Below are 13832 nucleotides of genomic sequence, written 5' to 3' on the forward strand. Positions count from 1 at the left end.
TCAAATAGTGGATACGGTATAATTCTTGAGCAGTTCCGTCCTTGGAAGGGAGGGTGCTGCATGTTTATATTGAAAATTAAACCGTAGAGGTCCTCATGCTTTTCCGCTTGCCTATCGTCGCGTTCACGCTCGGGTTCATTGTCCTGGGGAGTGTTGGTGCTAGCGCTTTCGAGTTTGACTGGGAAGATGAGGGGGGCTGGACGACAAATAACCTCGGCCCGGTACAGTTTACCAACGTCAATAATTCAGGCGTGACTATAACGGTTGAAATCACCGATGAGGACAGCCGTCTGCTAAATGGCACACCTTCAATACTAACCGTTGACGGCAATGATGAACTGAGACTATTCCCTAACTTTGAGAACAAAACCCAGAGTGTGACCGCCAGGTTCACTTTCTCAGAGCCGGTGGCGGTGGAAAATTTCATTGTTAAAGACGTCGACGGCGAAACCAATGAATGGTGGGATGCGGTCACTATCACCGGTTTTACGGAAGTAGAGCAGCTTGATACTGCGCTCACGGAGCTGGTTGTTGGTTCCCGGGTAGCCGAGCTGGATACCCATAACTTTGAGTCTGGTGTCAGTGGTGGCATCGACTATGCAGATACTCGCGGTTGGGTCACGGGTAACTTCAGTCGTCGGCTCGTCACTGCCATTGAAGTGAATTTTTATGCCGGTACAAACGCGGCGACTGACCCCGACGCGGGCGCAATCACAATTTCGGACTTCGAGTTCTTCCTCGAGCAGCCGCTGGAAGTAACCAAAACGACAGACGAGACTGGGCCGGTCTCTGCTGGCGACACTATCGACTACACGATTACTGTGAAAAATAACAGTGACCAGGACATGACGGCCCCGATCGTCGATGACTACAAGTTAGCCAGAATGACGTATGTCACCAACTCAACTACCGTCATGGGATTCGAGCTGGTTGATAGTGGGGGTGTGGTAGCTGAGGATGACTTTGACAGCGGCGTCTTCGACGGCGGTAGTGGTTGGACAGATGAGTGGCAATACGACGATCCGGATGGTAACGATCCGGATTCGGAGCGCATTACCATCGATAATGGCCGATTGCGTTTTGAGGGTGTGTCAGGCACTGATCCCACACTTAGCCGGATTATTCAAGCTGACCTCTCCGAGGCGACATCCGTCACCCTGAAATACAGTATCGATACCAGCGGTAATCTGGACAACGATGGCGACAATGATGACTTGTGGGTTCAGGCATCTGACGATGGCGGAGCAAATTGGACCAATGTGGCTACATACAGGGACGATGTTAGTAGTAATGAGGAAATAGACATTACCGCCTACGCGTCGGCCAATACGGCGATTCGTATCTATGTGCGGCGCTGGGTGTTCAACAATGCCAGGACCCAGTTTTTCTATATTGACAATCTCAGCGTGGAGGCTGTGATCCCGTCTGCTAACCCAGTTACCAAGACGAATGCAGACCTCGACGCTGGCGGCAATAATGCGCCTGCTGATGGAAATTTATTGAATTTGGTCACGGTCAACGATGATCTTTTGATTCCCGCAGGCCAGGAGCTTACAGTCACCTACTCCATGACGGTCGACGACCCCGCACCACTGGGTGTAGTTAACGCAGCGGGTGCCAGCTCGGCTAAATACACCGATGCGAGATTTGACACAGCTCTGGTCCCCGTCGCGTCAAGCTGTGAAAATCCTGGCGGAGGATTGCATTACATTGCCGATGGTCATGACGATGGTTGGTGGGACACGAAAACTGAATTCAGCAAGAAGTTTATTGATCTGGGAGAGCCCGGATCTACAGACGCTTCCACCGCTGGCTTCCGTTTCTTGGCGGTCACGATTCCCGCTGGCGCCATCGTCACTTCCGCTCTGTTTGAGGTCCAAGCCCAAAATAGTGCGAACAATGTAGGTTCGCGGGTCACTATCCGTGCCCACGACGTGCCTAACGCGCCCAAGTTTAACAACACACCACCAGCGGACGCTGACAGGACGGATGCAGAGGTTGACTGGGAAGTGACTACTGCGTGGAGCAATGGCACCCGCTACTCTCAGGACGTTACGTCAATCATCCAGGAATTGGTGGATGATACTGGCGCCGCCGGGCTCGACCAGGCCGCTGTCGCATTGCTGCTGGAGGGTATCGGCAACACTGTCAGTAAGGTCGAGGCCTTTGAGAACAGCCCATTGAGCGCGGCGACTTTGGAAATTGAATTCACCTGTGATTTTGACGGCAGCGATGCGCCTAACGATGGTACTACTTACTTCTACGGAGAGGCGACACATGCCTCGATTGGGTTTCCTCGTGCTTGGCTAGGGAGTGTTGAACCTGATACAGAAGACCCTGTCCTGACCTCCTTAGATGCCCTTGGAGACGACACTGATGGTGTTGATGACGAAGACGGTGTCGAATTCAGTTCCCCCGATGATTCCGAAGCAACTATTCGTGCCGCTGTTACGATGACTGCCCCAGATCCTGGTAAAGTCTGTGGATGGCTTGACACTAATTTAAATGGTTATTTTGAGCAGTCAGAGGGTCAGTGCTACTACAACGGCTCTACTGGCTCACAGGTGCTAGATTTCGATTGGCCTAATCTACCCACCACCGGTACGCTTACCACCTATGCCCGCTTCAGGATAATCCCCACCTTTGACGGCGAGGGGATGGATGAGAACGACTGGGCCGGCCGGCTCCTCGGTGGCGAGGTCGAGGACTACCAGATCACGTTTAACTTCGACCCCGACACCACGGCGGTCTCGATAGGCAGGGTAGACCTTGTAGCCGCCCCGGCGGAAGCTTTCCTAGACAGCCTGGGGCTCCAGCAGAGGCCTGACGCTGAACTTCAGGCCATGCTGCGCAGCTGGGATGAAGCCGCTGCTGACGCGCTGGCCCCTACTGACCGTGAGGCTCTGGAGGCCGCACTGTCCGCTTACCTGGATCCAGATGGTGATGGCCTGGTGGCGCTATTCCGCTGGGAGACCCTCCAGGAGCGCGGTACGATCGGGTTCTATGTTGAGCGACGCGATGAAGGCGGCACTTGGTTGCGCTTGAATGCGCAAATGTTGCCGGGTCTGATTACCGCCCCCATGGGGGGCAATACCAGTTTATCGATCCGGATGCGAAGGCCGGAACAAGTTATGAGTACCGGCTGATAGAAGTCGAATCCATGGGCGGTGAGAACCAATACGGCCCATTTGTTCTAGAGGTAAGCCAATGAACAAGTCACGAACCACTCTGACAACATTGTTAGTCGCCAGTTTGGGAGCGACATCGCTTGTTGCAACTTCCGCCCAGTCGTCGCCGCAGGGTGAAAACTGGAGCGATTGGCGGGCGATGTCCAGCGGCTATGTGGCGCGCAAGCGTCAGCCCCGTACTTTGCCTGAGCCAGCGCTGCAGGGAACCGCCCGTGCCGAAGCTGTGTCCAGGGGTGAGGCAAGGTTGGCGATTGCGCCAGGGACTCAGTCCAAAACGTTGGCGCCAGTATCTGTGAATACCCTGGATGCCATGCCTGCAGTAGGTGCATGGGCCTATACCGACAGTGATGCTCTGTTTCGTGTGAGTGAAGACAATCTGGCGGCTACCCTGGGAGTGCCGGTTTCCGAGGTTCAGGGCAGCCTGGAGAAGGGGCTGGTCAGGATTACGGTGGGCAACAAAGAGACCTCGCAGAGGGCTAACAAGGCAGTGTCCTGGCATCACGACGCTGACGCCGGTGAGGTACTGTTTGCCGGGCGTGGGTATGAAACGTTTTGGGCGGACAGCAATGCCTATAACATCAAGCAGACCAATTCTGCCCAAAAGGCCCGGCCGATGGCAGTCTTTGAGGGCGAGGGTCCTGGCGTCGGCGACGATTCGCCTATCTACGCGACTGTGAAGTTCGAAGAAGAGCCGGGCACTAATTTCCTGCTTCGGGTTATCCCCGATGAGCCCGATGCCGATTTCTGGTTCTGGGACTATGTGTCGGGTGGATACAAGCCCTCTCAGACGTTCAATCTTGATGTCCCCAGCCCTGCGTTCAGCGGTCCTGCGGAGATTCGTATCGGCCTGCGCGGCTACACAGATGTAGTGGATGGCGATGACCATGTGATCACTGCCACACTGAACACGGGTTATGAGATCGGCCAGATCAGCTTCGATGGGGTGGCCGGTGCGGAGTTGGTGGCCGAGTTTGATACATCAATTCTGGCTGCCGATGGCAACAATACTCTGGATATCACCATTCACGCGGCCGATGGCACCTACCCCATCACCCTGATCGACGATATCACCGTGAGCTATACGCGGTTGCCCGAGGCTGACAATGATCAACTCTGGTTGCGGGACGTAGACGGTGGCGTGCAGCGAGTAAGCGGGTTCTCTACTGAAGATGTGATCATCATCGAAAAGCCTGAGGCGACTGCGATTTTGCGTCGTGACTATTCGGTGGAAGAGTTGGGGCCGGGGAATTTCGCCGTTAGCTTCGAGGCAAAATCAGGTGTCGATTACCTGGTAGCGGCCCGAACCAGCGCGGCTACTCCGGGATTGGCGGCAGAGTATAACGGCAATCTCAGGAAACGCAGTAATGGCGCCGACTACCTGATTATTGCCCCCCGCGAGTTCGCCCAAACCGCGCACGCGCTGGCCGATTATCGAGGGAGTCAGAACCAGGTAAAAATCGCCTGGCTGGACGACGTCTACAAGAATTTCAGTGCCGGCCGCGCTGAACCAGTAGCGCTTGCAAAGTTCATGCGGCGTGTTCAATCTCACTGGCAATTCGCGCCCACCGATGTAGTACTGATCGGCAAGGGCACAGTAGATGCACTGGGTCGGCTCAATCTTGCGGTGCCGGATCATTTCATGCCCATCCGTCTGGGCGCTAACCCCCACGGTGCAACGGCATCAGATACGCGCCTGCTGGGGTACGCCGAAAATGCGCCTTTTGCAGTGGGGCGGCTGCCGATTATTCATGATGCCGAGGGCGTGAGCTACGTCGAGAAATTGGAAGCGCATGAATTGGCCGCGGCCAATCGTGCTGCGGAAGATCTGCCGAAGGCGTTGCTGGCGGCTGATAACCCTGATGATGGTGGTGATTTCCACCTGGACGTTGCCCAACGCGAAGAGCAGCTGGTGTATGACCTGGGTTTTGCGGCTGCCGATGTGCGGACGGTTCTACACCAGGGTGACGGCAACGATCTGGATGCAGACAACGATGATGTGGGGTCTGTGATGAACGACTCTGACAACTGGAACCTGGATTACGTTTCCTACAGCGGACATGGCTCTATTACGAATGCGGGAACTGTGAGCGAAGGTTTTCTCGATACCGCCGGTGCTACAAGCCTGACGAACAGTCGCTACCCGGTTTTCTCTGCGCTCACCTGCGCGGTGGGTGATGATACCTATCCCGATTTTCGCTCGGTCGCCGCCGGGCTTGTGCTGAACAGCAATGGTGGCGCTATTGCCGCGCTCGCGGCTACCGGTTTGTCCGTGAATGCTGACGCGCAGCTGATAGGGTCGTCCTTTGCCAGCAACTTGTTGATGTTTCCTTCATCGGTAGGTGTTGCATTGCGCGACGCCAAGTTTGAAACCGATGGCCTGATAGCGGACTATATGCAGCGAATGTACAGCATTGTGGGAGACACCCAGGCGGGTACTCCCTGAGGAAATAATTTCGATGAGTGATAAAACGTCTGATCAAGAGCCGCGTAAGTCATCGCAGGAACGTCGGCCATACACGGCGCCACGGATGGTCAGTATTGAAAACCTGGAGGCTGCTGCCAATGCCTGTAACCCGCCTGCCGGGGGGAAATCGACTTCCGGCGGTTGCGGCAACCCTGGCGACCCCTTTACCAAACCGCTAGGGTCCTGAGTATCTCCCATAAGCAGGAAAGTGGCCCTCGCCCTTGGGGTGAGTGCGAGGCTGTCCTTTCTCTGCCCATGCTTTCACTGCGCCTGAAAGGCATTAGCTCGGCCCAACGTGATGCGGTGCAGGAGCAGTATGGAGGCTTTATGCAGCAGCCAGCTACCAGCGGCACTCCGGTCGAGGTGGAGGCGTATCGCCTGCCGCAACCACTGAGCGAGCCCGTGACCCATTTTTCCCGTGATGGGCAGTACGCGCCGCGCCACCACTGGCAGGGGGCTCGCCTTGACAGTACCGGGTTTAATTTTGTTGCCAGCATGGATTTTTCCGCCAAACCGGCGGCCGGCAGCATCGGTGTGGCGCAGGAACCAGAGCTTCCCGATGTTGCGGTTCTCGATAATTGCCTCAGGCTAATCACTGTCCATGCGGCGCTGGACAACGGCGGCGCTGTTTTACATAGTGCAGGCCTGGAGCGAAATGGCCGTGCCTATCTGTTTTGCGGACGATCCGGCGTGGGCAAGACAACGCTGTGTCACAAGGCCGCACCCATGGGTTGTCAGGTGCTCAGCGACGATCTTAACCTCGTACTTCCCTCTGCACAGGGATTTGCAGCGCATGCAGTGCCGTTTACCGGTGAGTATGGGCGTACGCTCAATCATCTGGGATCCGGTGACCATTACCCATTGGCGGCTCTGGTGTTGCTGGAGCAGGGGGAAGAACTCAGCCTGGAGTCGGTGCCCCCGGCAGTCGCCGTTTCGCGCCTGTATGTCACCAGCCCGTTCGCCAATGAGCAGGCGCATCAGGCTGAAGCCCTGATGGCCGTGCTGGATAACATGGTGGACAGGGTGCCCGTGGTGAAAATGACCAGTTCCAGAGAGGCTGCTGCCGAGGATATTTTCAACGTGTTGGAGAGCTACTTGAATGACTGATTTGTATGGCCTGAGTCCAGCCGTGCGCTTCCGTGAGGTGGCTGGCGAAGGTGTAATGGTGCAGCTGGACAGTGGCCAGGTGGCCGTGGTCAATGAGCTTGGGCTGCGCATTCTTCAATTGTTGGACGAACCACAATCTGTGACGCAACTGGGCAAGGCGCTGTCCGCTGAGTACGAAGTCAGTCTGGAGCAGGCGGAACAGGACGCCCGAACCTATCTCGATACACTGCTCGCACAGGAACTGGTGGTGAACTGCTGATGGGCTCTTATTACCATCAACATGTGCAGCGGCGGGTGCGGGAACAACGCATTCTGCACGATGTCTCCCTGGAGCTGACTTACGGCTGCAACTTGGATTGCTTCTTTTGTTACAACGACAGAGAGAAGGTCGGCACTCCCCTGAGCCTGGCCCAATACGAGGCGCTGCTGGAAGATCTTGCTGAGATGCAGACCCTCTACTTGATGCTCACCGGTGGCGAGCCGATGATACACCCCCACTTCTTCGCGATTGGCGCCAAGGCGATGGAACAGGGTTTCGCGACGCGTGTGCGGACGAACGGCCATAGCCTCAGCCTGCGTCAGGCCCTGCGACTGTACGATGAAGTACGCCCCGTCTCAGTGGAAATCAGTCTCCACGGTGCCACTGCCGACGTTCACGATAGGCAAACACGCGTGCCCGGCAGCTTTAACCGCTTGTTGCTCAATCTCGATGCAGCACGGCGTGCAGGGCTCCGATGCCGCTTGGTGAGCACGCCCACCAGTTGGAATGAACACCAGATTGCTGAGATGTTTGCGCTGGCGGATAGTTTGGGCCTGGAGCTTCGTTTTCAGGGCCCGGTAGCGCCGCGCGACAATGGTGACACTGAGCCCATGCAGATTCAGCCGCAGGCGCAAACCTGGCAGACGGTGCGCCGTGAGCTGCGAAAGCGCGTCTCGCCGGACCTGATCGCGGTGGATTTAGGCGTTGGAGAGGGCGATGAATGCGCGACGGAGGAAGACGCTACCTGCAGTGTGGGTGTCAGCGGCGTGGATATCGATCCCTACGGTAATGTTCAGGCCTGCATGCACTTGCAGGCATCAGCAGGCAACCTGCACGATCAGGATATTCGCTCCATCTGGGAGACCTCACCCCTGTTTCTCGAAGCACGGGGCAGGGCGGTACAGGCCGCTAGCCAATTTCCCGATGGCCGGCGCGAACAGCACGGCGCTCCGTTGTTCTGTCTTGCGGTTGAAGAAAACGCCAACAAGGGATGCGGCGATTGCGCGAGTGGCTGCTCGTGACGCCGGGTGTTCACTCTGCACTGAGCAGTATTGCCGCCGAGGAATTCGTATCGGTTACGATTACCGGAGACTGCATGTCCCCTCGCATCCGACGCGGAGATCGCGTGCAGGTAAGGGCTAGCCGATTTTACTGGCCGGGCCAGGTGCTTGTCCTCAGAAACGGACAAGGGCGATACCTGGCGCATCGTTTGTGGTTGGTGTTTCGTCGCGGAGGCGAGTGGCGCTATATTACAAGAGGTGACCGGGCAGGCAGGCGGGACGCTTCTGTCACTCGGGATGCGATACTGGGCCGGGTCTTTCAGTCGCAATAGAGCCTGATGACGATGGCCATATCGAACAACAAGGCTGCGGCGATGATCCGCGAAACGTTAAGCACCGTGTCCGCCTGGGGGAGGAAGTTTTCATGAATTTGCTCGGCAGATTTCTCGCCTTGTCCGGTACTGATCGACGCTTATTTATTTGTGCCTGGTGCCTGCTGGGCTATTACAAACTAGCCATCACCCTGCGCCCGGTAATGAACCTCATCGGCCACCTGGAGCGGGTTGCCGGCACTGAACCCGCCCCCGAAGCTGATGCTTTTGAGCAGGATGAAGCTGCCAGAATCGGCCGCATGGTCGCACGCGCAGCCGCTCACACTCCCTGGCCCAGTCTGTGCCTGGTGCAAGTACTCACGACCCAGCGCCTGATGGCCAGCCGCAAGTTGCCCGGCCAGTTTACTTTTGGGGCCATGCTCTGCGGCGACAGGAGCGCTCCGGATAGAAAACTCGCTGCACACGCGTGGTTGCGCTGCGGTGACCTCGTTGTCTCGGGCGCGGGCGGCCACGAGAATTACGCCCCTACCTGGGCCTTCCGCTGGTAACCCTCCGGGCCGAAACATGAGCGGGATATTTGGTCTCGTATCTTCCGAAAACCTTCCGGGCATCCCAGGCAAGCTGACGCTGATGGCCGCGCAGCTGACTCACCGCGGGCCGGATGGCATACGCCACTGGCACCGGGGACCGGTGGGGTTTGGCCATGCGATGCTCGCCGCTACCCCCGAGGCGGTCAATGAGCAGTTGCCATTCTGGGCTGCCGATGCCGCGCTCGCCATTACAGCCGATGCCAGGCTGGACAATCGGGAAGAGCTCTTGCGAACACTCGCGCTGCCCGACCACTCGTTGCCAGACAGCCAGATAATTCTCCACGCTTACCTCCGCTGGGGCGAGGAATGCCCCGCCCACCTTTTAGGTGACTTTGCATTCGCCATCTGGGATGAATCGCAACAGCTGCTGTTTTTTGCCCGCGACCATATGGGTTGCAAACCCTTTTACTATGCATTGATTAATGGCGGCATGGTGTTTGGCTCTTCGGCACTAGCGGTGGCGGCGGTGCCGGATGTGGGCGCGTGCCTGAACGATGCTCGTGTTGCCGATTTTCTGGTACAGCATCTGGAGGGTGTGGATAAGACATGCAGTTTCTTTAACGAAGTGTCGCGGCTTCCTCCGGCTCACTGTGGGACATGGCGGTGCGGCCAAATGGCAATGCGTCGGTATTGGCAACTGACAGTAAAGCCGGAGCTGCAACTGGCTAGCGATGAAGAGTATCTGGAGGCTTTCGAAGAGGTTTGCACGGAGGCTGTACGCTGCCGCATGCGCAGCGCGCAGAAGCCATTCTTCACATTGAGTGGCGGTTTGGACTCTTCCACGATAGCCGCCCTCGCCAGGAACGTCGCGGGCCAGGAGCAAAGCTTGTCCATTGCGGTTGTCGCGGGCATTCGCGCAGAAACTGCTGGCTGCCTTGAGAGCGAATGTATCGAAGCCGTGATCGCTCAGGGAGGCTGCGAGCCAAGGTTTTTTGAGCTCGGGGAGCTTGAGCAGTGGGGGCTTGCGAGTGAGCTGTTCTTCCAAAACATGGAGGATCCCTTCGATCAGTACATGTCCACCTCTACCGTATCTGCACTGATTGCCGCGCAGGCCGGTTCGCGGGTGCTCCTCGATGGGATCGACGGCGACCTGGTTGCCGGACTTCCTCACAGCTATCCCGATGACTTACTTGCCGCGGGGCGCGTTTTCGAGGCCTGGCGGGAGACACGTGCACTGTGTAGCAATGCGTACATGGGAACTGCGAGCGCTGGCGGGATGTTTCTCAGAAGTCTGCTCAGGCCGCTGCTCCCAGCGCGACTGGTTGCCGATCGACGCAGGCGATTGCAACGCAGTCATCTCCGAGCGAGCTGTACTGATGCTATGCTGAGTGGCGACTTTGCCGAGCGCGTGGGCCTTGCTGCCAGGTTCGACACCCTGCAGGCGGGCCTGAACAGTGGAGAAGACGCGCCGCTGAATGAGCGCCAGCTGGCTACCCTTGAAGCGGCCTATCTCACGGCAGCTATTGAGCGCTATGAGCGTGCGGCGAGTTACTTCGGTGTGGAGGCTCGGCATCCGCTGTTGGATATCCGCGTGCAGGAATTCTGCCTGCGCCTGCCAGCCCGGTTAAAAATGCGCAGTGGCTGGACCAAGTATGGCTTGCGCCTGCTGGCCCAGAAGTATCTTCCGCCGCAGGTGGCGTGGCGCAGGGGTATTGGTATCGAACTGGGCTGGCCGATCAACCTTGAGCTTATGCAACGTTACTTTGCAAAGCACGGTGCCGATGTTGCGGTGGTAGTGGAACGCGTCCGGCCCTTCCTCGACCCGGCCATCGCAGAGGAAGCATTGGCTTTGCGCCCGGGGACACACGCGCAGGACTCTGATCTACTCGACAGGTGGTGGCGGTGGTATTCTATGGGCCGATTTCTCTCCAAAGTGAATGATGTGAGCCATGAGTAGTCATAATTGCGACAAGGGCGCTGCAGTAGAGGTTCTGAAGAAGCGTTACCGTAAGCCGGAGCTGAACAGTTTCGGTAAAGTGCGCGAGTTGACTCAGGGCGGCACCGGCTCTGTGGTGGAAATGGGCCAAATGATGGTGATCATGAGACAGATGCCCTAGGCTCAGCTCAGGTCTTCACACTGTTTCCGCACAAAATTTTCGGCGTCCCTCAGACTCGGGAACTGCCCGGTAAAGTTCTCCTGTAACATCCTGGCCAACTGGCCTGCGTTCAACTCGCCAGTCATGTTGGCCAGCAGCCACTGCAGTGCCTCGCCCCTGTTGTTGAGTGTCGGTTGGTAATTTTGCGATCGCTTCTGGATATCTGCGGGAGAGAACGGCCGCGAGAGAAAGGTACTCTGGCGCTGCGAGGGCGTTGCACCCGGGAGATTACATCGGGTTGACCATGTCCACTCTCCGAGTTCCGGCCGTTTCAGCTCCAGGCTGATGTTGTCGCCGCGCTTTACTTCGATGGGTTGGGCCAGAGGCATAAACGCAAGGCTCCAGTGAGTGGCAGGGGCCTGAGGGCCTGTCGATAGCCAGTCCTCGCCCATTCTAGCATCGAACCAACCCAGCCAGCCGTGACAGACGCCACCCTCTGTAATGACTGCATCCACCCTGGCATCACAGGCGGCTTCGGTCGCAGTGTAGAGATCAAGTTCTTCGAGAATTCGTTCGTTTGCTAGTGGCTTGGCCGCAAATGCGTCGGCCGCGTTGTAGTAGACGGTGTTGCGGGCGAATGCGCCGATCGGGCCAAAGTCTACGGGCGGCAGTTGCTTCTCCGTAAAATAGGCGCTTGCCTCATCCCAGCGTTTCACCTGTTTGTTGTACTCGTCAGGCGCGCTCACTGGTACTACCACCATGCGTGCCCTGTCGGGTATCAGCTTGCCGCCCGGGGCGAGGAATTTATCGCGCGCTCGAAAGAGGGATGGCAACAGATCTTCGGTGAGCAGGAAATTTCCGGTGAATACCGACAAGATGACATCCACCTCAATGTCCGGGTTTAGAGCCTCGCCGGTGGCCTCGTGGCAGGTCACTTGCTCCAGGCCGTTGTGCCTGGCGAGTTCTGCGGTCAGGTTTTCAGGAATCGCCGGCTCCACCAGATGAACCTCAGCCGCGCCCAGTTTGGCAGCCATCAGTCCCAGAATCCCAAGGCCCGCACCCAGGTCCATCACCCGGCTCTCTGAGGTGATGATGTTCTCCATGGCCTTGGCGTAGGCAGCATTGCGCACCCTGTCAAACACCATGGAGTGATGACCGACGATATCGGAATAGCTCATAACTTCTCCAGCCGCACCACCCGGTCGGCCAGCACCAGAGTGCTTTCGCGATGGGTAATCAATATCACTGTTTTGCCTTGCAACACCTCGGTGCATTCGCGGATAAATTCTGATTCGCCTTCCGGGTCGTACATGGAGGTGGCTTCATCGAGGATCAGGATGGGGGGATCTGTCAGCAGAGTGCGCGCCAGTGCCAGGCGCTGACGCTGGCCACCGGATAGACGCACGCCCTGGTCGCCAATCACGGTGTCGTAACCCTGGGGCAGGGCGGTAATGAAGTTGTGGGCGTTGGCCTTTATGGCCGCTGCTTCAATGGCTTGTTGGGAAGCTACCGGGCTGCCGTAGCCAATGTTGTCGGCCACGGTCGCGTTTAATAGCAGGGTGTGCTGTGCCACCAGGCCAATCTGCGTTCGCAGGCTTTTCAGGGAGACGGTGGAAAGATCGACTCCGTCGATTGAGATGGCTCCCGAATCCGGGTCTGCCATACGCATCATCAGGTGGGCGACGGTGGACTTGCCCGCGCCGTTGGCACCGATCAGCGCCAGGGTTTCCCCCGCTTCAACATGCAAGTTGAAGCCTCGCAGCACTGGCTTGCCGCCGGGGTATTGGAAGCCTACATCGGTGAAGCGGATTTCACCGCGTACGGCTGGCAAGTCCTGGGCGCCGCTGTCGTCGGGTTCGGGCTGCTCACCCAGGAAATCGAGGATACGCTCGGCAGCGCCGCGGGTGCGCTGTACCTGGCCGTACACATCTGCCAATCCGCGTAGCGGCGTGGTGAGCAGCACAGCGTAGAGCAGCAGGCTGACCAGCTGCGCCGCTTCCAGCTCGCCCGCGTTCACCTGGCTGTAGCCAAGCCATAACAGCAGCAGCAGGCCCAGACCTGTCATCAGGCTGACGGCCGGCCCCAGCAGCGACTCGATCAGCAGCTGTTTTTTACTCAGCCTCAGCAGTTGGGCGTTTTCGGATTGGAAGCGGTCCAGTTCTGTGGGCTCACGGGTGAAGCTCTTGATGGCCGGCAGCATCGCCAGGTGTTCGTCGATATAGGTGAACAGGTTGGAGTAGGCGTCTATCCAGGCGCGCGAGATTGGCCTCAGCCGCCGGCCGACAATTTTCATTAGCAGGAAGTAGGGCGGCAGCAGGATGATGGCCAGGCTTGCCACCAGCGGGTCGAGCACCAGCATCATGAGACAGGCGCCGCCCAGGGTGAGAAGCATGGGCAGTAGTTGTACCAGGGTGTCGGTGACAAACCCGCTGATGTATTCCGCATCGTTGCTAAGGATGGCCAGCAGGTCGCCCCGGCGGCGCTGCTGGTGGTAGCTCAGCGGGAGTGCCTGCAGGTGCTGGAACAGGCGCGAGCGCAGTTGTGCGGTCATGTTCTCTCCGGCAGAGCCAATGTAATACTGGGTAGCAAACCCGAGACCATTGCGCAGTACCAGCAATACCAGCCACAGCATCATTAAGTGGCCAGCGCTCCAATTTGTGGCGTCAGGAGTGAGCATGATGGCGGTGAGCTGGCCGGCAAGCCATGGTTGGGCCAGCATCAGCAGGCTGCTCGCGAGCAGTAACACAACTGACCACAGTAGTACCCGCCAGGGCGGCGTAAGGTAGCGAGTGAGCGAGCGAAAATTGTTGGCAGGGCGGTGATTCATCCCGCCATTGTAGCACCGCCTATTCCCC

Annotated in this window: 11 protein-coding genes; 9 read left to right on the plus strand and 2 right to left on the minus strand. The window is 57.8% G+C overall.

The window, feature by feature from the left end; genetic code table 11:
- The first annotated feature begins 95 nt into the window (after positions 1-95).
- The 9 genes from EY643_RS02370 to EY643_RS02410 all read left to right on the plus strand — a co-directional run bounded on the left by EY643_RS02370 (position 96) and on the right by EY643_RS02410 (position 10998).
- Positions 96-3146 (plus strand): DUF11 domain-containing protein, encoded by a 3051-nt coding sequence (locus EY643_RS02370; protein WP_152660699.1) that lies wholly within the window; start codon positions 96-98, stop codon positions 3144-3146.
- Between the two features lie 61 nt (positions 3147-3207).
- Entirely contained in the window at positions 3208-5631 is a 2424-nt protein-coding gene (locus tag EY643_RS02375; protein WP_152660700.1) for a C25 family cysteine peptidase, read from the plus strand.
- Between the two features lie 13 nt (positions 5632-5644).
- The gene (locus EY643_RS02380; protein WP_152660701.1) at positions 5645-5839 is read left to right on the plus strand and encodes a hypothetical protein; all 195 of its coding nucleotides are present in this window, start codon (positions 5645-5647) and stop codon (positions 5837-5839) included.
- 68 nt (positions 5840-5907) lie between these two features.
- Positions 5908-6759, plus strand: a complete 852-nt coding sequence (locus EY643_RS02385) for a hypothetical protein (protein WP_170287251.1) — start codon at positions 5908-5910, stop codon at positions 6757-6759.
- Positions 6752-7018: a PqqD family protein gene (locus EY643_RS02390; protein ID WP_152660703.1), complete on the plus strand. Its 267-nt coding sequence runs from the start codon at positions 6752-6754 to the stop codon at positions 7016-7018. The genes EY643_RS02385 and EY643_RS02390 overlap by 8 nt, the downstream gene beginning before the upstream one ends.
- Positions 7018-8040, plus strand: a complete 1023-nt coding sequence (locus EY643_RS02395) for a radical SAM/SPASM domain-containing protein (RefSeq protein ID WP_152660704.1) — start codon at positions 7018-7020, stop codon at positions 8038-8040. Before EY643_RS02390 ends, EY643_RS02395 begins: the two co-directional genes overlap by 1 nt.
- A 403-nt stretch (positions 8041-8443) precedes the next feature.
- Positions 8444-8899 carry a lasso peptide biosynthesis B2 protein gene (locus tag EY643_RS02400; protein WP_152660705.1) on the plus strand — a complete coding sequence of 152 codons (456 nt, stop codon included), beginning with the start codon at positions 8444-8446 and terminating at the stop codon, positions 8897-8899.
- 16 nt (positions 8900-8915) lie between these two features.
- Positions 8916-10838 carry an asparagine synthase-related protein gene (locus EY643_RS02405; RefSeq protein WP_152660706.1) on the plus strand — a complete coding sequence of 641 codons (1923 nt, stop codon included), beginning with the start codon at positions 8916-8918 and terminating at the stop codon, positions 10836-10838.
- Complete coding sequence (locus EY643_RS02410; protein ID WP_152660707.1) at positions 10831-10998, plus strand: lasso RiPP family leader peptide-containing protein; 168 nt, start codon at positions 10831-10833, stop codon at positions 10996-10998. The genes EY643_RS02405 and EY643_RS02410 overlap by 8 nt, the downstream gene beginning before the upstream one ends.
- Before the next feature lie 2 nt (positions 10999-11000).
- On the opposite strand, the gene EY643_RS02415 is transcribed toward EY643_RS02410, so the two are convergent.
- Entirely contained in the window at positions 11001-12155 is a 1155-nt protein-coding gene (locus EY643_RS02415; RefSeq protein WP_170287252.1) for a 50S ribosomal protein L11 methyltransferase, read from the minus strand.
- Positions 12152-13804 (minus strand): ABC transporter ATP-binding protein, encoded by a 1653-nt coding sequence (locus tag EY643_RS02420; protein WP_152660709.1) that lies wholly within the window; start codon positions 13802-13804, stop codon positions 12152-12154. The genes EY643_RS02415 and EY643_RS02420 overlap by 4 nt, the downstream gene beginning before the upstream one ends.
- Positions 13805-13832 lie beyond the last annotated feature (28 nt).

Source organism: Halioglobus maricola, from assembly GCF_009388985.1.
GTDB classification, from domain to species: domain Bacteria; phylum Pseudomonadota; class Gammaproteobacteria; order Pseudomonadales; family Halieaceae; genus Halioglobus; species Halioglobus maricola.

Coding starts and splice junctions, on each gene's coding strand:
- EY643_RS02385 (WP_170287251.1), top strand. CDS start 5,908: ATGCTTTCACTGCGCCTGAAAGGCATTAGCTCGGCCCAACGTGATGCG.
- EY643_RS02375 (WP_152660700.1), top strand. CDS start 3,208: ATGAACAAGTCACGAACCACTCTGACAACATTGTTAGTCGCCAGTTTG.
- EY643_RS02405 (WP_152660706.1), top strand. CDS start 8,916: ATGAGCGGGATATTTGGTCTCGTATCTTCCGAAAACCTTCCGGGCATC.
- EY643_RS02410 (WP_152660707.1), top strand. CDS start 10,831: ATGAGTAGTCATAATTGCGACAAGGGCGCTGCAGTAGAGGTTCTGAAG.
- EY643_RS02390 (WP_152660703.1), top strand. CDS start 6,752: ATGACTGATTTGTATGGCCTGAGTCCAGCCGTGCGCTTCCGTGAGGTG.
- EY643_RS02370 (WP_152660699.1), top strand. CDS start 96: ATGCTTTTCCGCTTGCCTATCGTCGCGTTCACGCTCGGGTTCATTGTC.
- EY643_RS02380 (WP_152660701.1), top strand. CDS start 5,645: ATGAGTGATAAAACGTCTGATCAAGAGCCGCGTAAGTCATCGCAGGAA.
- EY643_RS02400 (WP_152660705.1), top strand. CDS start 8,444: ATGAATTTGCTCGGCAGATTTCTCGCCTTGTCCGGTACTGATCGACGC.
- EY643_RS02415 (WP_170287252.1), bottom strand. CDS start 12,155: ATGAGCTATTCCGATATCGTCGGTCATCACTCCATGGTGTTTGACAGG.
- EY643_RS02420 (WP_152660709.1), bottom strand. CDS start 13,804: ATGAATCACCGCCCTGCCAACAATTTTCGCTCGCTCACTCGCTACCTT.
- EY643_RS02395 (WP_152660704.1), top strand. CDS start 7,018: ATGGGCTCTTATTACCATCAACATGTGCAGCGGCGGGTGCGGGAACAA.